This is a genomic window from Amycolatopsis sp. H20-H5, from assembly GCF_035828755.1.
GTDB lineage: Bacteria > Actinomycetota > Actinomycetes > Mycobacteriales > Pseudonocardiaceae > Amycolatopsis.
Map to the genome: position 1 here is coordinate 1 of NZ_JAYMZS010000058.1, position 20,377 is coordinate 20,377.

Here is a 20,377-nt window from a genome sequence, read left to right on the forward strand (position 1 = left end):
CCTTGAGGAGTACTGGGCCTACCACCTGCTCAAAGAACATTATCGCCGCCACGAAACCCGCTACACCCACCAGCAAAACGACTACATCCTCGCTGGGTGAGCCCCTCCCTCAAAACGAACCACACCCGTCGAAGAACGCGGTGGCCTCTTCCTCGGACACATCGCCCTCGACCACAGCTGAAATAGCCGCGGCGCCGAGCAGGGCGCTGAACGTGGCCAGGTGAACCCCGGTCGACAGCAGGGGGTCGAGAAAGCAGGCGGCGTCACCGATCATCAGGTATCCCGGGCCGCTGAAGCTCTCCGACGTGTAGGAGTAGTCCTGCTCGACCTTGAAGTCGGTCAGCCGCTTGGCACCTTCGACCATGCCGGCGACCCGTGGGCACTGCGCGAGCGCGTCGAAGTACACCTTGTCGATGCCACCGAGCCGGTCCCGTTCCTCGACGAACGTCGTCCGTTTGGCGACCAGCCCGACGGAATGCGTCCCGTCGTGCAAGGGAATGGCCCAGAACCAGCCGTAGGGCACCGAGCACACCGCGATAGCACCTTCCGGGCCCCGGTCGAGCGGGGCGACCCCGCGCCAGTAGGACCACACCGCGATGTTGCGGAATGCCTCCTGATAGCGCCGGTTCTTGAGGTACTTCGTGGCCATGACGCCACCCCGGCCGGAAGCATCGATCAGGAAGTCGAAGCTGATCTCCCCGGTAACCGCGCGATCCGCAGTCCTGACCCAGCTGGCCGAAACTGGCCTGCCCTGGTCGAATGCGATGTCGGTGACCTTCACGCTCTGACGGACGTCCACGCCGAGTTCGGCCGCGTTGTCGAGCAGGATGCGGTCGAACTCGGATCGAACCACCTGGTAGCTGTACCCACCGGCACCGGTGAGGTGGTTGAAGTTGAGGTCCCAGTTCTCGGGCCCCCATTCGAAATACGCGCCGTTCTTCCGTACGAAACCGTAGTTGTCGATCTTCTCCCGGACGCCGAGCAGATCGAGCACCGGAAGCACCGAGGGCAAGATCGACTCACCAATGTGGTAGCGCGGAAAGGTGGCACTCTCCAGCAGGGTCACCTGCATGCCCTGTTTCGCCAGCAGTCCGGCGGCCGTGCTGCCGGCAGGCCCGCCACCGATCACCAGTACCTGAGTACTCTCCCCCATCAGCGATTCCTCATCTCCGGTCAGCGCTCAACATCGGACGCGACGAACGCTAGATATCGGGAGTCGCCGCCCGCAACCACCGGAAGTGGATGGCCACATTCGGCAAGCTGCGAACGGCCTGCTACTGCAGTGGCCGATTGTGGTCAGCCGCCTCCGGCGATTGCGACGGGTTGCTCCTGATACCTAGTGTCGTGTCCAGCGACGACCCGGTGCCGGGAAATTCGCTTCTGAAGGGGGATCGGCATTGACCGCACACGAAAGCGGGACTGAGCAGTCCTTGGTGACCACTGCTTCGGGCGTAGTCGCTGGCAGGGTCAACGAGGGCGTCTTTTCGTACAAGGGAATCCCACACGCGGCAGATCCGTTTGGCAGCAACCGGTTCGAACCTCCTCGCCCGCCGCAGGCATGGGACGGAGTGCGTGAGGCCTTCGAATTCGGCCCGGCAGCACCGCAGCCCGACACCTTCTCGCTCGTGGACGCCACGCCCCTCTACCCGTGGGGAACCGACTGCCTGACCCTCAACGTCTACACCCCCGATCCAGGGGCAGCCCGGCTGCCGGTCATGGTTTGGGTGCACGCCGGCGGTTATATCTCCGGCAGTGCCTCCACCCCCCGCGCGGACGGGTCGGTCTTCGCGCGCGAAGGTGTCGTCGTGGTCGCGATGAACTATCGCCTCGGTGTGGACGGGTTCTTGTCCGTGCAGGGAGGCACCACGAACGCGGGAATGCGCGACGTCGTCTCCGCACTGCGCTGGGTGCGCGACAACATCGCGCGCTTCGGCGGCGACCCGGATGCCGTGACAGCCTTCGGCAACTCCTCCGGCAGCGCCATCATCTCGGCGATCGCCAAGACCGCCGCCGCAGAGGGGCTCATCCACCGGGCCATCCTGCAGAGCCCGTGCTTAACAGTGGTCGCCGAGGCAGCAGAGGGGCACGCGCTCGCCAAGCGCATCCTCACCGATCTGAAAGCCGAGACCGACCTGCGCGAGCTCCCGCTCCGGCAACTGCTGGGCCGTCGCCAGCGCGGTTTGGACGTCCGCTTCCGCGACGCTCGCCTCTGGCACCCGTACACCTATTGGTTCAGCCCGTACATGCCGGTAGTGGACGGCACCCTGTTTCTCGAATCCACGCTGAGCGAACGCATCCCGTCGTCGGTCGACCTGCTGATCGGCACCAACCGCGACGAGTCCCGCTACTTCTTGATGCGCAACGGGCAGTTCCACTCGGCCACCGAGCAGGACCTCCTCGATGCCCGGAACGCCTACGCCCTGCCTGAGGCGTGCCGCACGGCCGCCGATTTCCTCTACGGGCACCTCTCCCCCGGTGAGCAACTCACCGAAGCGGTCACCAACTGGATCTTCCGCGGCCCCGCCGTCGAGCTCGCCCACTTGCACGCCGCGTCCGGCGGAAACACCTTCGCCTACGAATTCACGTGGCAACAGTCCCCAGCTTTCGACGGCCACTACGGTGCGGCCCACTTCCTCGAGGTGCCTTTCCTCTTCGACCAGCTCACCGATCCCGCTTTCGCGCCCCAGGTCGGCCCCGAGGCTCCCATCGACCTCGGCCGAACACTGCGTCGCAGCTGGGTCGAATTCGCGACGACCGGCGATCCAGGCTGGCCTCGATACGACGAAGACCGCTCGGTCATGATCTTCGACACCGTCTGCCGGGTCGAGCCCGACCCCCGCGAACACCATCGTGCCGCCTGGGACGCCCGATTCGCCGTGTCAACCCGTAGCTGACCATGCCCACGCCGAAGTCCGACGTCCCGTCCGGGGGTATCCCGATGCGTAGCCTGATCATCGACAATTACGACTCGTACACGTTCAATCTCTTCCAGCTGATCGCCGACGTGAACGGTTGCGAGCCGACCGTTCTGAAGAACGATGATCTAGTACTGGCGACCCTGGACCTGACGCAGTTCGACAATATTGTGATCTCACCTGGGCCTGGCAGCCCGCAGACTCCGCGTGACCTGGGATATGTAGGGGCCATACTGGCCAGAGCGGAACTGCCGGTGCTCGGAGTCTGCCTCGGTCACCAGGCGATCGCTCACGCCGCCGGAGCAACGGTCGACCGCGCTCCCCAGCCGCGACACGGTCATCTCACCAAGGTCCGACACAACGGCGGCGCGCTGTTCAGCGGCATCCCGCAGGATTTCACCGCCGTCCGCTACCACTCGTTGTGCATCGACAATCCGCTGCCCGAGGAGATCGAAGCCACGGCGTGGGCGGAAGACGGTGTTGTCATGGCGATCCGGCACCGCACCCGCCCTCAATGGGGGGTGCAGTTCCACCCCGAATCCATCGCGTCGGAATACGGCCGCGAGATCATCGCGAATTTCCGGGCAGTCACCGCCGCGGCATGCAACACCGGAGGCGGGACTCGTGACCGGGCGCCGGCCCAGCCGGCAGCTACCGATCCAGAGCCGCCGACCGGCTCGTCCCGCGATGCTTACCAGCTTCTCGAACTCACGGTCCCGGGTGTTGTGGACACCGAGGCGGCGTACACCGAGCTATTCGGGCAGTCGCAGTTCGCCTTCTGGCTCGACAGCAGTCGTGTCGAGGCGGGATTGTCCCGGTTCTCGTTCCTCGGCGACGCCTCCGGACCGCTCAGCGAGGTACTCACCTACCGGCTCGCCGACCACGCCGTGCTGGTGCGGGATGCGGCGGGCGTTCACGCGGAGAGCGGCACCATCTTCGACGTGCTGGACGGTCGACTCGCCGAACGCCGATTGACCGACCCGGGGCTGCCGTTCGACTTCACGAGCGGCTACGTCGGCTATTTCGGCTACGAGCTGAAAGGCGACCTCGGCGCCAGGCGACGGTACAACGCCGAAACACCGGATGCCGCCTGGATATTCGCCGATCGCCTGATCGCCTTCGACCATGAACTCGGAGTCACCTACGTCGTCGCGCTGCACCGCGGTAACCCGGAGACCAGGAAGTCCGCGCAGGAGTGGATCGACGGCACGGCCGCCACCCTGGTCTCGCTGCTCGGCCGGGCCGACACCGCCGAGGAAATCGACGAAGCGACCGCGGCCGAGGAGGCCGACGACACGGTCGATCCGCGCCCATCACTGGTCAGGGATGCCGAGGGGTACGTCCGTGACATCGAAGAATGCCAGCGCCAGCTCGTCGCCGGCGAAAGCTACGAAATATGCCTGACGAACAAGGTCAGGGTCCCCTTCGACTGCGACGACCTGACGTACTACCGCAGGCTGCGCGCGTCCAACCCGGCGCCTTATGCGGCGCTGCTGCGGCTTGGTGAGGTAACGGTCTTCAGTTCCTCTCCGGAGCGATTCCTGAAGATCGACGCCGACCGCGCGGTGGAGACAAAGCCCATCAAGGGAACAGCACCACGCAGCACCGATCCTGTCCGCGACGCCCACTTGGCCGCCGAACTCGCGAGCAGCGTGAAGACACGGGCAGAGAACCTCATGATCGTCGATTTACTGCGCAACGATCTGGGCCGCGTCTGCGAAATCGGTAGCGTCAGCGTCCCAAGCTTTATGGCGGTCGAGTCCTACGCCACTGTGCACCAGCTGGTATCCACCGTGAGGGGCGTCCTGCGCCCGGAGATCAGCACAGTGGACTGCGTACGCCATTGCTTTCCCGGCGGATCGATGACCGGCGCGCCGAAACTGCGCACCGTCGAGATCATCGACGGACTCGAGACAGAGGCCCGCGGGATCTATTCGGGCAGCCTCGGCTACCTCGGGTTGACCGGCACGGCCGATCTCAACATCGTGATTCGCACCGCCGTCCGGTTCCGCAACGAGCTGAGCGTCGGTGCCGGCGGGGCAATCGTCCTCGATTCCAGTCCCGCCGGCGAACTCGACGAAATGCTCCTCAAAGCCAAAGCCTCGCTGCGGGCACTGCCGTCGCTCGCCTCACAGAGCACCGGGCGTCCGCTGTGACCGAAGGCCAACGCTGGTGCTGGTCCGAATCCAGCGGCAGGTTCTCCACCGTGCCGCCTGACCTACGAGTGGACGTCATCGACTCCTGGCTGGTCACCGACGGTCGGGTCGTCTCGCTCGAAGCGCATATCGACCGTTTCAGCACGGCCTGCGCCTCCACGTTCTCCGTACCGCAAGAACGCACCACCACTTTTCTACGCGCCGCCCTGCGCCGCATCCCCACCGTCGGCCGTTGGTTCCCCCGGCTGGAGCTCGCCATCGTCGACGACGAGCCGAATTTCCACCTGTGGCTCCGGCCGGCGCCACTTCGGACCTCTACCATCCGGCTCCGGGTGCATCACGGCCCCGACCAGCGGCGGCATCCGTCTGTGAAGGGGCCCGACCTGTGTTGGCTGGCTGGCGTGCGTTCGGCGGCCCAGCGTCAGGGCGCCGACGAAGCGGTCATCCTTTCCGAGGACGGCAGGCTGATTGAGGGGACGACGACCAGCCTGCTTTGGTGGCGTGACGACACCCTGTACGCGCCCGATTCCGACCGCCTGGACCTGCTGCCCAGCGTCACACGAATGACCCTCCTGCGACTCGCGGCCGACTCCCGAATTCGTGTTGCTTACGCGTGTCCCCGGCCATCGGACCTCGCCGGCCTCGAAACGTGGGCGGTCAACGCACTGCACGGTGTTCGACCGGTGCTGGAATGGGTCGGCTCCACGACTGCAGCCGGGCCGGCGCCGCGCGCGCACAGCTGGCAGACACGTCTGGACGCACTGGCGTCCGCCTCAGCGTCAATCGCCTGCTCCTAGGTCAACTCGGCCGTGCAGCCCGACGACCACCATGGTCCGACAATCCCGAACTATCGCATCATCTGGTACCCTCGTAGTCATGCGACTACTGCCCGAACCCGCGCCTGAGTCGCTGACGCTTCCGTCCGTGTTGTACGCACTCGGTGATCCGGTGCGCTTGGAACTGGTACAGCGAGCGCTCGCCAGTCCGGGGCTGACCTGTGCGGTCGAAGGCATGGACGTGCCAAAATCGACGCTGACCAGTCACTGGCGGGTGCTGCGCGAGGCCGGGGTGGTCAGGATGGCCGTCGACGGCCGGTGTCGGCGGATCTGGTTACGCACCGACGAGTTGAACGACCGCTTCCCGGGGTTACTCGATTCGATCTTGCGCCTCAGCGCCGACGAGCCCTCGTTGACCTGGACGCCGAACTGAGGGGACACATGCCCACCGCGGGACGACAGCACTGAGGGGAGCGTCGTGCGCATCGGAGAAATGCCGGAACGATCCGGGGCATGCCCGCTGTCCAGCAGGAACTATGAACCGATCGGCCCGCCGTCGTCGTGCCGGGAGAGTGATTGCCGCTGGCGGTTCAGTGCGGAACCTGTCGAGCAGGTCGCACGAACGAAGCTGTCTCGCCGCATACGCTATAGATACGGCCGCCGTCATTGTCCTACCCGCGCACGCGAGAACCCTTGGAAGCCTGCCCTACAGTCGAGCCAAACAGCCGACCGATACACAAATCGTACATACCGGCTATTAGTAGCAATTGCCGGCGCCGGTGAAGTTGAGCTGGGCAGTGGTAACCCGGCGGCCATATTTGTTGATAACCTTCGTCCGGCTCGCAGACCTTACTCGTTCGAGGTACCTGATTCTAGAGTAACTGGTTCCGCAGCGGCAGACTTGTACTATGCGGAACGAAACACGCACAGTTCAGCCGAACTCGTATCCAATGTGCACTGAAGGTCGATCGTCACCGCGGTGGGCCGCAAGAGGAGGATCCACGGGGCTTGGCAAGCTGACCACAATCTTCGATTAATCGCAAATCGCTTGCCGTGGAGTTCTCGAACCTTCGGACACGTCCGATCGGTTTTGCCGTACGATCTGACGCACGTGCGATCGCGGTACGTCCGGGCTTGTTCATGTTTTCCCTGGGGGGGCAATGAGTTATAGCGGATTCGCGACCACGTACATGCGTGACTATCAGCCGGATTGGCGAGCGGAATCAGAGGTGCGCCGGGCCCGCGGCACGCTGGCCCGTGCCGCACCGCTGGTGCCGGACTCAAATATTCGCGAGTTACATGCCCGGCTGGCGGAACCGGCCTTCCTAGTCCACGCTGGAGATTGCGCCGAAACTTTCCGTGACAACACACAGCGGTCGGTCGCGAAGCGTGTGTCGCTACTGCGCACGACATCCGATGTGATCTCGGCGAAGTGCGGCCGCTCGGTAGTGACCGTCGGACGGATCGCTGGGCAGTACGCGAAGCCTCGATCTGCACCGCTGGAGCGTCGGGCAGGGATCACCATGCCGTCCTACTTCGGCGACGCCGTGAACGACGCGGACTTCTCGTCGGCCAAACGGACCCCCGATCCATGGAATCTGGTTCGCGCATATGAACATTCCGGTAAAACACTCTCCTACTTGGATGGCTCAGGTGTGTTCACCTCACACGAGGCGCTCCTGCTCGACTACGAGGAGCCGCAGACACGCCACAGCGCCGACGACGGCCGACTTTACGACCATTCTGCGCACCTGCTCTGGATCGGCGAGCGCACGCGATCGCCGGCCGGACCCCACATCGCCTTCGCCGCCGAGATAGCCAACCCGATCGCGGTGAAGATCGGGCCGACCGCCACCCTGGCGGAACTGCTGTCCCTACATGCCGTGCTCAATCCGGACAACATCCCGGGCCGGCTGGCCTTCATCTTCCGGATGGGTCGTGAACGGGCATACGACCTCAGCCACGCCCTGCTGACCTGCATTGCCGCCGAGGGTTTAGTGGATCGGGTCCTTTGTGACCCGATGCACGGCAATACCGTCGTCAGCCCGGCAGGCGTGAAAACACGTGTTGTCGCCGAGATCGAAGAGGAATTGCGGGCATTCTTCAGTGCCTGCAACGACACGGGAGTCGTCCCGGGGGGACTACACCTGGAGGTGTGCAGCGACGATGTCAGCGAGTGCGTCGAGACCAACGTCGACGATACCTATCTTGCCACGAATTACTGCAGTGTATGTGATCCTCGACTGAATCCGGAACAGACGTTACATCTTGCCCAGGTGGCGGGCAGCCTCATGGCACCACAGCGACACTTCAGCTCATGGCTTGAAGCGACATCAATTTCTACGGCCCGTGCCGGAACGTGAGCGTCGCTCACCGCGGGATTAATAGATATTGGTATACCAGAAAGGATCGCTCGTGCCAACACAAACTCAATCCAACCGGGCAATAGTGCTCACCATGACCTGCCTGGGGCAGTTCATGGTGCTGCTCGACAGCACCATCGTCGGTGTGGCGCTTCCCGACATGCAGCAGAAATTGCACACCGACTTAGCCGGCCTGCAATGGATTGTCGATGCATATGTGTTGCTGGTCGCTATGCTCTTGCTGTCAGGTGGCGTCTTCGCCGACCGCTTCGGCCGCAAGCGGGTGTTCCTGTTCGGCGTGGTGGTGTTCACCATCGCATCCGTGCTGTGCGCCCTCGCCCCGTCGCTCGGCTGGCTGATCGCCGGACGGGTGTTGCAGGGCATCGGAGCCGCGGCACTGAGCCCCGCTTCGCTGGCCTTGCTCGCCGCCGCTCACCCAATTCCGCAGGAACGAGTCAAAGCGATTGGGCTGTGGGCCGGTCTCAGCGGAATCGGTCTCGCGGCGGGACCACTGGCCGGCGGCATCCTGGTGGACGCTTTCGGCTGGCCCTCCATTTTCCTGGTCAACGTGCCGATCGGCGTGGTACTGGTGCTCGCCGCTCTGCCCTCCCTGCGCGAGTCTCGCAACCCCCACGCAAAGGCCATCGACGTCCCGGGAACGGTGCTGTCCATCCTGGGTGTCGGCGCACTGACCTACGGGCTGATCGAAGGCGGCTCCCGGGGCTGGACCTCGCCGATCATCCTGGGAAGCTTCGCCGCCGCGATCGTGATCCTCGCCGCGTTCATCGCCGTCCAAGGACGCAGTGCGGCGCCGATGCTGCCGCTGCGGCTGTTCCGGCAGCGGTTGTTCGCTGTGTCCAACACGGCCATGGTCGTAGTCGGTTTCGCGCTCATGGGTTCGGTCTTTTTCTTCTCGCAGTTCTTCGTCGCCGTGCAAGGCAGTTCAATTCTGGGTGCCGGATTGAAGACCTTGCCCATTTCGCTCGCCATGGTGATCGTCAGCCCGTATGCGGGTCGACTGGCCGCCAGGCATGGCTTCCGGATCGTGATCACCATAGGCATGGCACTGGCCGGGCTGGGGCTGCTGACGCTGGGTGTCGTGGGTGCGGACACTGCCTACTGGGACGTGGCGTGGCGGTTGGTGATCGCCGGCACCGGTTTCGCATTGACCATGTCGCCGTTGACAGGCGCCGCCATTCAGTCAGTCAACCCGCAAGACGGCGGTCTTGCGTCGGGCATCAGCAGCACCTCCCGACAGATCGGTGCTGTGCTCGGGGTGGCGGTGCTCGGCGCCATCGTCCACACCCAGGAATCCGGCGGGGCGTCCTTCGAGTCCGGTCTCAACAGCGCCTTTATCGCCGCCGGTGTAGTCACCTTAGTCACGGCTGCCTTCACTGGCCTGTGGCTGGTGAAGTCCAAGCCTGCGGAAGTTCCCGTTCCACAGACACAACCGACCGAATGACGACACCGTACTAATAACTCTCTGCTCACACCCGCCTGGTGGGGCGGCGGCCTTGTCACCCCAAGGCCGCCGCCCGAAGGCCCTATGGACCACCCCGGGTTCCTTGGAGGCCGTTGGTTCTGGGAAGGATCAGGGCATGGCAGCAGCTAAGAAGTACCCGGTGGAGTTGCAGGAGCGCGCGGTGGGGATGGTGCGTGAGGAGGAGCGGGAGATCGGGCGGGAGCGTGGGGCGATCGCTCGGGTGGCGGCGCAGCTGGGCCTGAATCCGGAGACGCTGCGGGCCTGGGTGGGTCGGGACGAGCGGGTGGCGGGTTCCTCAGGTGAGCGTGTGGTGGAGTCGGAGTCGGCTAAGGATGCGCGGATCGTGGGTATGGAGCGTGAGCTGCGTGAGCTTCGGCGGGCGAATGAGATTCTGCGGCTGGCGGCGGCTTTTTCGCGAAGGAAGTGGACCTTCGACCACCGCGTTGACGAAGTTTGTTGATGAGTATCGCGACCAGTTCGGGGTGGAAATGATCTGCTCGACGATCGGGTTTGCGGTGTCGACGTACTACGCGGCGAAGAAGCGGGGAGGCGCACCCTCTGATCGTGCGATTCGGGATGGGGAGTTGATTCCATTGGTTCGGGAGGCGTGGGCGAACGAGAAGAAGGGAAATCGTTTGTATGGCTCGAGGAAGGTGTGGAAACAGTTGTGTCGCGACGGTGTGAAGGTGGCGCGGTGCACGGTTGAGCGACTGATGCGCGCCGAGGGTCTGGAGGGGGCGACGGCGCGGCGTCGGCGGCCGCGGACGACGATGCCCGGCGATGAGTCTCGGCGGCCTCGTGACCTGGTGGAGCGTGATTTCCATGCGCCTGCGCCGAACCAGCTGTGGGTCACCGACATCACCTACGTCGAGCTGACTGGTGGCGGGTTCTGTTATGCCGCGTTTGTCATTGATGTGTTCTCTCGTGCGATCGCCGGGTGGCAGGTTCTGGATACCTTGAAAACCGAACTCGCCTTGGCTGCCCTGGAAATGGCGTTATGGGCGCGGAAAGATCGACTCGGTGCGGCATTGGTGCATCACGGCGACCGAGGTGTTCAATACACATCTATTCGTTATGGTCAACGGCTTGTTGATTTTGGAATTGAACGTTCCGTCGGCCGTAAAGGTGATTCCTATGATAACGCATTGGCGGAGTCCGCCAATCCTCTCTACAAGAAAGAGGTAGTTGTCCGTGAAGACTCCTGGAATGATGCGGCGGAGGTCAGGTTAGCGACATCGCGATGGGTTTCTGGTATAGTAATGAGAGGTTGCACTCCTGGTGCGGTGATGTTCCGCCGATGGAGTTCGAGAAAACCTTCTGGGGAGGCGGCCTCGCGCAGCCTCCGGCAGCAGTATGAGACCACAGATGATCAGGTCTCCATCAAAGCCCGGGCGGTCCACTATGACCGAGGGCGATATGACGACACTCTGCTCGATGGAGTGTCATGCCCCTTCCGATCGGAGAGACCGGTGCCGGTACGTGCACGGAAAATCATGATGAACAATAGGAGCACGCGCACAAGCGTGCGTTTCCCGAAAGGTCCCCGTCATGCCAGAGAATCCCGCTCCCAGCTGCATACCGACCACGTCCGGTCAGGTCCGCCCCCCGTACATCGCCCACGGGGTAGACGACGAACTGGTCGTCCACGTCTACGAATACACGCTGACACAAGGACCCGCAACCATATCCCAAGCAGCGGACGTATTGCGGCTACCACCGGACGACGTCAAGCAGGCTATGGGCCTGCTCCGTGACCTGCGACTGCTGCAGTATTCCGAAGCATACGACTGCTTCCAGGCCATGAGTCCGGATGCCGCGCAGAACGAACTGGTCATTCCGCTGCAGCAAGCGGTCAACGACAAGCGACGTGAACTTGCGAGCATCCACGAGCGGTTGAACACTCTTTCGGATATCTTCAGCACCCTGCGCCGATCTCATCAGAACACGGACAAAGTGGTCTCCCTGCTCGACCCGCAACAGGCGTGGCTCCACATGACCGACGTCCTGCACAATTCCTCCTCGGAGGTCCTGGCCATGCAGTCGTTCGACCGCAGGCCGAGCGAGAGTTTCCTGCCGACCGAGTTGCCGATGCCACTGAGCGGGATGCCGATCCGCCTGGTTTGCGCGCACTCGGCCCGTGCCAGCACCATCACCCGAGCCCGCCTGCGCCGGATGACCGACTTGGGTGCTCAGGTCCGCACGTCCAACCACATCTTCGACAACCTGGTTCTGGTCGGCGACGACGTGGCGTTCCTGCCCCATCAGGCATCGGACGAGGACATTCCCAGCGTCATCGCCGTCTACGAGCCAATGATCATTGCCCTGCTGCACAGGCTGTACGAGTACGTCTGGCAGTCCGGCACGGACTTCGCAACCGATGCCGTTTCCTACGGGGAGACCCTGACCGATCTCAAGGCCGGCATCCTCAATCTACTGGCCCGGGGGCTGAAGGACGATGTAGTCGCCCGCCGCGTCGGCGTGTGCTCGAGAACTTTACGCCGCCACATTTCCACCATCATGGACGAGCTGGGCGCCGCCAACCGGTTCCAAGCTGGGGTCGCCGCAGCCAGGGCCGGACTCATCGAGAGCTGACCGATCTCGGGTTCGAGGCGAGCACTGCGAAGCGTGGACGATCGCCGGGGCCGGCGTCAGCGGGCCAAGGCTCGGATGGTTTGCAGCTGTCGGATGGGGTCCGTCGATAGAGTGGCTAGCCGCTGCAGGGTCGTCGGCACTTGCTCGGCGGTCCGGCGCAGATCGATCTCCCAGGTGTGAGCGTGATCTGGGATTTGGTGGCCACTAGGTCATCTTGGGGATGAGTCTTGACTGGGGCTGGGGGACATCGTGGATCCGGCAGGATGGGTGGGAACCCGCCGCCGATGGGGACATCGCCGACAGGTTCCCACCGACGGCCGGCGCGGGGGGCATACGAAAAATCGCCGCGGCGAACCGGGCTCGGCCGTGTTTCAAAGGTCAGGTCCGGTAATCTGTCGTGCTTGTCATCGTGACGACGTCTCGTTGGTCAGGCGCGTGAGCGCTCCGGTCGAGCGATATCCACCCAGAAAGGGCTCTGCACCTCCGGAAGCCTCATGGCAGCGCAGCGATGTCGGATCCGGCTGGGCGTTGACAGCCCCGTAGGCTGAGGTTCCCCCCGGGAACCGGGCACCGGGGTTTGTGCCGCGTGGGCGATGTTGTGACGATAGCTCATGCGGGTTTCGTGGGGTGTTCGGTAGTCGAGTGTCGAATGTAGATGGTCGTGGTTGTAGTAGCCGAGGTAGGCGAATACTGCGCGGCGGGCGTCGTCGCGGGTAGCCCAGACTTGGGTCCCGATCTCGGTTTTAAGGGTGGCGAAGAACGACTCCGCGACGGCGTTGTCGTAGCAGGACCCGACCCGCCCCATTGATGGGCCGGTGCAGCGGTGGTGTCCTGCTTGGTCAGCGACCGACGTCGCCGGCGGCTGAGTCCGGCGATCTGACGTTCGCGCATGATCCGTTCAACGCGTCTGTGGTTGACCACGTGGCCGCGGCGGCGGAGTTCGATGGTGACCCGCGGGCAGCCGTAGCGCTTGCGGTGCTCGGTGTGGACCTGCGCGATCTCGGTGGCTAGTTCCTCCTCGGCCGCGGCGTGCGCGGCTCTGACGACAGGCGCGGCCGCGATCCATTCGTAGAACCCAGGACGGCGCACAGCCAAGACCCCGCACAGCAGTGCGACGCCAAACGCGGCGCGGTGTTCGGAGATAAACCGGTAGCTGCAGGTCAACGACCCATCACCTTGGCGAAATAGGCGGCTGCCTTCCGCAGAATCTCCTTCTCCACCTCCAGTTCCGCCACCCGCTTACGCAGCGTCCGCAACTCATCCTGATCGGCACCGCCCGACGCGGCGGACGGCCAGCTTCTCGGCGGTCGTGACCCAGGCGCGCAAGGTCTCGTGGTTCACGCCCAGGTCGCGGGCGACCTGACGCAGCGGACGATCCGAGGTGCGAACCAACTCGACCGCGTCCTTGCGGAACTGCTCGGGATACTTCGACAAGCGTGGCACCAGGACATCCTTCCCTAGACCACTGTCTGGGCTCAGAGTGTCCGGCCCGAAGGGGGAACCTCAAATGATCGCGCGTGACCTGCTTGAGTATGGCGAGAATAACGTATCTGCATGGATTCACACTACCTCCGAAGACGAATTCTTGCGCATTTGCGGTGTCGCTGACTGGCTGACACTTTACGGGCCTACCACGTCCTCGGGTACAAGCATGACACTGGGCAAGGCATCCGCGCTTGCCTCCGTTTTCATCCGAGAAGGCATTCCTCGTGAACTCGCCAAAAAACGCCGGAAGCCCTTGCCTGCCTTGCACCCACAGGAGCAGCATCAAATCTCAGCAGATGGCCGACCTGACCTGAATCTGCAAATGAAGAAAGGGGCTTTCTACGGAATCACAGAGAAGGCCAAACAGTACTGGACAGGTGGCACGTAGAGTACTGTTTTCGGTATGCCGCCCAATCCCGACCTCTCGCATGATGTCAAGTAGATCTTGCTGCGGGTTTTTTGAGCTCGCCGCAGGGGGGCTCGGGCTACTGCTCCGGTTCTTTCGGTTACAAGAGGCAGGGTTGTCCGGGCCAGGTGACGGCGGCGCGGATTCTGAGCCAGTCTGCTGCGGCAGCGTCGACCTGTTTCCAGTTTTTCGATGCGGAACCGAGTTTGCCGGGCGCCATGAATGGTTCGGGCGCCGATGTGCAGTACGAGGTGGCGAAAGGTGCCGATTTCGGCGCGGGCCAGTGTGCAGACAGGCGGTGTTCTCGACGAACACACGCCAGGGCAGGTTCCGCAGCCCGCTGGCTTTGGCCTCCCGAATACAGTCTTCCGCACGAGCGTGCCGACGATGGTTGAGCTCCGCCCAGCGCTCTGTCCAGGGATGACGCCGTGAGAAAGTCGGGGATGATCGCATCGCGGTTCAGGCGTGTCCTGTCATGTCAGCGCCGATATCTACGAACAGCGACGCGATCACTATGAATTCACCAGGTCACCGCGGGGACGCCTTGACAACATTTACCCAAGCAACATTGTCACACCCGTCCGGTAGACGAGGGAATACGATGTCGCCACTGGCATTGGGGGTAGCGGCTGCTAGCTTAGCTGCACATCTGCCATCTGCCCTGGCCAGAAGCAGCACGAATGTGTGCCCGTCGTCCGCGGACGTCGTCGACCCGACTTGCGGGTCTTGAACCATCCACCGGCCGCCGGTGACAGTCAATGGAGCACTGCTGATCAAGTAGTACTGATCGTCGTTCGCATGATCGAACAACCACAGCTTCCGATCATCACTGCCGCCTGCGGTCCCTTCAAGAAGAACGCCAGATTTGCCAACCACTTTCTGTCCGGCTGTAGGAGATTCGATAACGACCTGAGTTGCTGATGGCGGCGGCGCCGTTATTGATACCCCGGACGACGACGGTGTCGGCGGGGCAATTGCGGTCGAGGTGAAAGGTGACTCCTTAGGATTCTCGGCATCAGGCAGCCACATGATGCCGGCGAGCATTACGAGACCACCAAGTAGGGTAAGCACAGTCCCTTCCCCGCCATGCAGTTCGATGGGGCCAATGCGTGCAGCCATGAGAGTGTCATCTCTCTTTTCCCTGACGCTGCGCACGAGGACGGCGATACCTGCGGCCACCATTATGGATCCGACGACGATCACAATTACTTGTAGGGACAACGGCCAACCTTCCGTGTCGCAAAAGGTAGAGACGTTCAGTAGTCGCGCGAGTGGCCTACCCTGTTACGTTGCTCGAGGATGCCCTCTGGACCAGTCAGCATCTCGGACGATGCCCGGGAAGCGGGCCTACACAAGCAGCGAGATCGTCTCCGTCGGCAGCGAGGGCCACCCTGCCTCTCTCGTCCTATCCGACACCCTCGAGTCGCTCTGAGACTGCGGCCTGCCGCCGCTGACAACGACACTACGGAGTGAACTCGGGAGAACCCACCATGCCCCAACGACGAAGCGCTCACGCTGAGAAGTATGGAAATTCGAGCGTCGCCCAGCTACGAACCGCCTCCGACTCCGCCGACTTCAGGTCCTCTCAGAGGTGACCCCGCCGGTGCGGCCGACACCACCCGCACCGAGGCGGGGGCCGTTCGCTGATGATGTCGTCGACGACTTTGCTGCAGGAGCAGTACGCGGAAGTGCTGCTGCGTTTCCGGCGGCGCGCGCTGCCGCTCACCGCCGCCATCGAGGAACTCACCCGGCTCGCCCGCCGTCCGCGAATGCTCGACGACAGCGAACCGCAGAGTCTACTGTCGCGGATCGACCACGCTCACCGCGATGGAACGCTCAAGACCCGCACCGCTGGACCGTGGACCGGCAGGACAGGCCATCGCGGAACGATTCGGTGTCGGCAAGGTCAAACTGCGCAACGTCCGCGACGCCTACTACACGCTCCCTCTCGGACTCCCACCCTTCAACGCCGACGAGCCCCTCCCAGCACCCCTGCCGATCATTACGACACCGGCGAAGATGGGCTGAGCAGCTCCGCGTGACGGACGAGCTCGACGAGCCGCGGAACACCGGTGTCCCCGCCTACCGTTACGGCCATGGCCACCACCGCGGCACCCGGGGAACCTCCGCGGTGACCATTTGGGACTGGACTCCGACGAGTCCGGGCTCCGTTGCCGACACAGTGCCTGGCACCACGCGACACCACCCACAGTCAGGATCGGTGAAACATCATTTTGACCTGCGCCTAGTACTGCCGCAAACGTGCACGACTGCATCCACTGCTTGTTTCCACCGCCGACTACACGTCACCGAATCGTGACACCACATCAGCCACTGGCGATCGTGTCGATTTGTCCAGCGCCTTCATCCGTTCATCATGTTCGTAGGCGCGTCTCTTGGTCTGCTCGCGGTGACGCAGGCAGTCTGGGAGGCAAGTGACAACCAAAACGAAAACAAACGCCAGCACGATGACCAGCGGAGACACGCCGGCTAAGGCCGTGCCCGCGGCAGTGACAACGCCGGCCAAGGCGCCACCCTGGCCGGCCGAGCCAGAAAGCTTACCCACGGCACCCCCTTCCATCGCGCGGAGTGCATGACCGCCCCGCGTCGTGCCGCACCGCTTCGTCGGCGTCGGGCTCAGTGCTAAGCTTCTCGCGTTCACTAACACGAGTCAACAATTAATTTCCCTCGACGGAGGCTCAGAGACATGCTCGACACTGCCCGGCTCTGCCACGACCTCCGCGAGCTCGTCACGATCCTGGCGACTGACCTGCATGAACAGCTTCTGGAAGATCCCGATGCCACCGCTCGCCTTGACTCAGAACAGCAGCGCCTCATCAAAGCCGGACGCTCGGCCGCATCGACGGAAGCAACACGAGACGGCCAGATAGCCCAGATCGCCGTGGCCTGGGTGCTCGGCACCGTGTTCGTCCGTTTCTCCGAAGACAACACGCTGATAGACACAGCCTTCATCGGCGGACCGCGGCAACATGCAGACGCCGACACCTGGTTCCAGAACGATCCCCAGCGCAACGATCGCGACTGGCTCATCGCCGCGTTCGACTACCTGTCCGACAGCCACTCCTCCATGGCCGAGCTGTTCAGTCGGCAGCACAACCCACTCTGGCAGGCTATGCCCTCACCAGCCGCAGCGACGACGTTGCTGGACTTCTGGCGGCAACGCACTGTCGACGGCGATTACGTCCACAACCTGACTGACACAACCCTGGACACTCGGTTCCTCTCCACGCTCTACCAAGAGCTGTCCAAGCAGGAGTCGAGGACATACGCCCTTGTTCCGACACCAAGTTTCGTGGCGGACCACATCGTCGACCTAGCCTTGACACCCGTCCTCAACGAGGGCGGCCTACGTGACCTACGCATCATCGACCCCGCCTGCGGATCTGGCACCTTTCTCATGAGCGCGTTCGACCACCTGGTTGAGCGGTGGACGGAGGAAGCACCGGAACTCCCCGCCGGACAGCGCGTCGGGTTGACCCTCGCCGCAATCCACGGAGTAGACCTCTGTCCGTACGCAGCAACCGTGACTCGATTTCGCCTGCTCGTCGCCGCCCTGCATGCCGCCGGCTACCCGACGTTCAAGGCTGCCAACGGCGCCGATTGGCGGCTCTCCATCGCCGTGGGCGACTCGCTCTTAGGCGCTTCAGATGACGCTCCCTCGACCGAGGACCTAGGCGACTACCCGTTACTCATGGAGCCTGGGCGTTACGACGTTGTCGTGGGGAATCCGCCTTACACGACGGTGAAGGATCGGCAACTTGCACACAAGTACCGACAGCGCTACGACGCCTGCACAGGCGCATACACGCTGGTAGTGCCCTTCAGCCAGCTGTACTTCAGGCTCGCGCGCCCAGCAGGCGAATCCGCTAAGGCCGGCCACGTGAGCCTGTTGGCAGCGAACTCCTTCATGAAGCGGCAGTTCGGACGGAAGCTGATCGAAGACTTCTACACGAACGCTGCGACGTTGACGCACATCATCGACACATCCGGTGCATATATCCCCGGCCACGGCACGCCCACCGTCATTCTGGCCGGACGGAATCGACCAGCGGCCGCCAAGGATCCAGTACTGACTGTCCACGGCATTCAGGGTGAGCCCGCAGTACCCGCCTGCCCGGCTGATGGTCTGGTGTGGCGATCGATCGTCGAAGCCTCCCGCCGTCCGGGCTACACGAGCCGATGGACACAGTCGCTTCTTCTGGAGCAGGACACTTTCTGGAAATTCCCGTGGAATCTCGGCGGCAGTGGCATAGCAGAACTGGTCGAGATGATGACGGCTGACAATCCCACGCTGAACGACGCCGTAGCACGGATCGGCTACTTCGCGAGCACCGGGTCGGACGACATCTTCACTGCACCACCGGGCGCGTTTCACCGTCACGGTACCGAAGAAGGCCCCGAGATCGTCGAGGTGATCACCGGCTCCGAAGTGCGCGACTGGGCAGCGATCCCCCGGGCCGAGGCGTTCTTTCCCCGAAATGAGCAGCTGAAGCCCGTCGACTTGGAAAAATACCCCGGTCATGCACGACGTCTGTGGCCGTACCGCACTGTGCTCGAAAGTCGAGCGAACTTCTCAGGTGATTCCTACCTAGACTCTGGCCGGGTTTGGTACGACTGGCATCAAGTGAGCGGCTTCCCACGGACACACCCACTTCGGATCGTGTTCTCCTGGGTCGCCACTCACAACCACTTCGCCCTGGTGCGTGGTCGAGTAGCGCCGTTGACCTCGGCTCCCGTCATCGAGTTCGCCAACAAGCTTTCGGAGGAAGACGTCGTCCAGCTCGCTGCGACGCTCAACACCTCAGCGGCGTGCTTCTGGCTGAAGCAGCACAGCCAAAGCAAAGGCCGCCCGCGGGTGGATCAAACCGGCACCGGCGAACCGTGGACAGAAATCTACGAGTTCACCCCAGGTCAGCTTCGTAACTTGCCGTTACCTCGGCGACTCCCGAAGTGGCGAGCTGTCGAACTCGACCTCTTGACTCAAACACGTGACGCCCTGCTGCCGGAACGGATCGCGCCGACACGCGATGCATTGGCCTCGGCTCGCCAACAGTGGGAGCTGACTCGAGCAAAGATGATCGCTGTTCAAGAGGAGCTCGACTGGGAGGTATACGGCGAGTACGGCTTGCCGGATACGAGCGACCTGGTGTCACTGGACAGCGTCCCACCCCTCCAGGTCGGCGAACGCGCCTTCGAGATCGCCCTGGCAAGACGAATCACCGCTGGTGAAACCAGCAGCACCTGGTTCACCTCACACGGGACCATTCCCGTGACCACCGTGCCGAAGCACTGGCCAGCCGCCTACATGAGGCTGGTGGAACGACGGATCATGGCGATTGAACAGCGAGCGGATCTCAACACCCTCGAACGGCCAGAATTCAAGCGACGTTGGGCCGCCGAGACGTGGGACAAACTACAGCGCAACGCGCTCCGCAACTGGCTGCTCAACCGCTGCGAAGCCCCGGATCTCTGGTTCGAGGAAGGACAGCCTCGGCCGCGGACCCTCGGCCAGGTCGCCACCCGCCTAGCACACGATCCGGCTACGACCGAGGCGATGGCGGTATACGCGCCCGGAACTCCATTAGCAGAAGTTGTACATAGCTTGCTCGGCAGTGATCAAGTCCCCTGCGCAGCGGCCCTACGGTACCGGGACTCCGGGCTCCGGAAGCGTGCTGACTGGGAGCGGACCTGGATCGCCCAGCGCGCGCAAGATCATGCCCAATCTACTGGCCGCGACCAGCACGCGACAGGCGCGCACGACTCCAATCCCGTCCCTCCCAAGTTCACCGCCGCCGACTTCCTCAAAGTCGACTACTGGCGGCATCGCGGAAAGTTTGATGTTCACAACGAACGCTTCATCTCCTACCCTGCCTCCCACTCCGAGACTTCTTTCGGCTGGGCGGGCTGGGACCACGCGCAACAGGCTGCGGCGCTACGAACACTGATAACAGCAGTTGAAAACACCTCACTCAGCGGTCGCTCAGAACTCATACCCCTTCTGGCGGGATTCAATGAGCTACTTCCCTGGCTAGCCCAGTGGCACAGCGATGACACGCCGAAGTGGACCTCGTTCCTCGATGGAGAACTCGAACGGCACGGCCTCTCCAAAGATGATCTGATCAACTGGCGTCCTCCGAAGCCGCGCCGAGGACGGCCACCCAAAGCAGAATAGTGACCAGA

Annotated in this window: 15 protein-coding genes and 2 pseudogenes; 11 read left to right on the forward strand and 6 right to left on the reverse strand. The window is 63.2% G+C overall.

Going from position 1 to position 20,377, the window contains the following annotated elements; translation table 11 throughout:
* Positions 1 to 109: 109 nt before the first annotated feature.
* The gene (locus QMK34_RS27590; RefSeq protein ID WP_326417390.1) at positions 110 to 1,153 is read right to left on the reverse strand and encodes an NAD(P)/FAD-dependent oxidoreductase; all 1,044 of its coding nucleotides are present in this window, start codon (positions 1,151 to 1,153) and stop codon (positions 110 to 112) included.
* A 280-nt stretch (positions 1,154 to 1,433) separates the two neighbouring features.
* On the opposite strand from QMK34_RS27590, the gene QMK34_RS27595 reads away from it, so the two are divergent.
* The 8 genes and pseudogenes from QMK34_RS27595 to QMK34_RS27630 all read left to right on the forward strand — a co-directional run bounded on the left by QMK34_RS27595 (position 1,434) and on the right by QMK34_RS27630 (position 12,285).
* Entirely contained in the window at positions 1,434 to 2,894 is a 1,461-nt protein-coding gene (locus tag QMK34_RS27595) for a carboxylesterase/lipase family protein (protein ID WP_326417391.1), read from the forward strand.
* A gap of 44 nt (positions 2,895 to 2,938) precedes the next feature.
* A complete protein-coding gene (pabB, locus tag QMK34_RS27600) occupies positions 2,939 to 5,071 on the forward strand; it encodes an aminodeoxychorismate synthase component I (RefSeq protein WP_326417393.1) in 2,133 nt (710 codons plus the stop codon).
* Positions 5,072 to 5,139: 68 nt separating this feature from the next.
* On the forward strand, positions 5,140 to 5,868 hold the full coding sequence (locus QMK34_RS27605; protein WP_326417394.1) for an aminotransferase class IV: 729 nt from the start codon (positions 5,140 to 5,142) through the stop codon (positions 5,866 to 5,868).
* Positions 5,869 to 5,947: 79 nt separating this feature from the next.
* Positions 5,948 to 6,280: an ArsR/SmtB family transcription factor gene (locus QMK34_RS27610; protein ID WP_326417395.1), complete on the forward strand. Its 333-nt coding sequence runs from the start codon at positions 5,948 to 5,950 to the stop codon at positions 6,278 to 6,280.
* Positions 6,281 to 7,037: 757 nt separating this feature from the next.
* Positions 7,038 to 8,210 carry a 3-deoxy-7-phosphoheptulonate synthase gene (locus QMK34_RS27615; protein ID WP_326417397.1) on the forward strand — a complete coding sequence of 391 codons (1,173 nt, stop codon included), beginning with the start codon at positions 7,038 to 7,040 and terminating at the stop codon, positions 8,208 to 8,210.
* A 52-nt stretch (positions 8,211 to 8,262) separates the two neighbouring features.
* Positions 8,263 to 9,672, forward strand: coding sequence for a DHA2 family efflux MFS transporter permease subunit (locus QMK34_RS27620; RefSeq protein ID WP_326417398.1), 1,410 nt, complete (start codon positions 8,263 to 8,265; stop codon positions 9,670 to 9,672).
* A gap of 136 nt (positions 9,673 to 9,808) precedes the next feature.
* Positions 9,809 to 11,050: pseudogene (locus QMK34_RS27625) on the forward strand (IS3 family transposase).
* 191 nt (positions 11,051 to 11,241) lie between these two features.
* Positions 11,242 to 12,285 (forward strand): helix-turn-helix transcriptional regulator, encoded by a 1,044-nt coding sequence (locus QMK34_RS27630; RefSeq protein ID WP_326417400.1) that lies wholly within the window; start codon positions 11,242 to 11,244, stop codon positions 12,283 to 12,285.
* Positions 12,286 to 12,712: 427 nt separating this feature from the next.
* Here the strand turns inward: QMK34_RS27630 and QMK34_RS47930 are convergent, their stop codons facing one another.
* The 3 genes and pseudogenes from QMK34_RS47930 to QMK34_RS27635 all read right to left on the reverse strand — a co-directional run bounded on the left by QMK34_RS47930 (position 12,713) and on the right by QMK34_RS27635 (position 13,728).
* Entirely contained in the window at positions 12,713 to 13,090 is a 378-nt protein-coding gene (locus tag QMK34_RS47930; RefSeq protein ID WP_442785230.1) for an integrase core domain-containing protein, read from the reverse strand.
* Between the two features lie 56 nt (positions 13,091 to 13,146).
* A pseudogene (locus tag QMK34_RS47935) lies at positions 13,147 to 13,374 on the reverse strand (IS3 family transposase); the annotation flags it as partial.
* A gap of 168 nt (positions 13,375 to 13,542) precedes the next feature.
* Positions 13,543 to 13,728, reverse strand: a complete 186-nt coding sequence (locus QMK34_RS27635; RefSeq protein WP_326417401.1) for a transposase — start codon at positions 13,726 to 13,728, stop codon at positions 13,543 to 13,545.
* A gap of 64 nt (positions 13,729 to 13,792) precedes the next feature.
* Here QMK34_RS27635 and QMK34_RS27640 point away from each other — a divergent pair, with 64 nt between their 5' ends.
* Positions 13,793 to 14,158, forward strand: coding sequence for a hypothetical protein (locus tag QMK34_RS27640; protein WP_326417402.1), 366 nt, complete (start codon positions 13,793 to 13,795; stop codon positions 14,156 to 14,158).
* 546 nt (positions 14,159 to 14,704) lie between these two features.
* Here QMK34_RS27640 and QMK34_RS27650 read toward each other — a convergent pair.
* The gene (locus tag QMK34_RS27650; protein WP_326417404.1) at positions 14,705 to 15,397 is read right to left on the reverse strand and encodes a hypothetical protein; all 693 of its coding nucleotides are present in this window, start codon (positions 15,395 to 15,397) and stop codon (positions 14,705 to 14,707) included.
* Between the two features lie 606 nt (positions 15,398 to 16,003).
* Here QMK34_RS27650 and QMK34_RS27655 point away from each other — a divergent pair.
* Positions 16,004 to 16,204, forward strand: coding sequence for a hypothetical protein (locus QMK34_RS27655; protein WP_326417405.1), 201 nt, complete (start codon positions 16,004 to 16,006; stop codon positions 16,202 to 16,204).
* A 271-nt stretch (positions 16,205 to 16,475) separates the two neighbouring features.
* Here QMK34_RS27655 and QMK34_RS27660 read toward each other — a convergent pair whose 3' ends face one another.
* Positions 16,476 to 16,742 (reverse strand): hypothetical protein, encoded by a 267-nt coding sequence (locus tag QMK34_RS27660; RefSeq protein ID WP_326417406.1) that lies wholly within the window; start codon positions 16,740 to 16,742, stop codon positions 16,476 to 16,478.
* 141 nt (positions 16,743 to 16,883) lie between these two features.
* On the opposite strand from QMK34_RS27660, the gene pglX reads away from it, so the two are divergent.
* Positions 16,884 to 20,369: a BREX-2 system adenine-specific DNA-methyltransferase PglX gene (gene pglX / locus QMK34_RS27665; protein WP_326417407.1), complete on the forward strand. Its 3,486-nt coding sequence runs from the start codon at positions 16,884 to 16,886 to the stop codon at positions 20,367 to 20,369.
* Positions 20,370 to 20,377 lie beyond the last annotated feature (8 nt).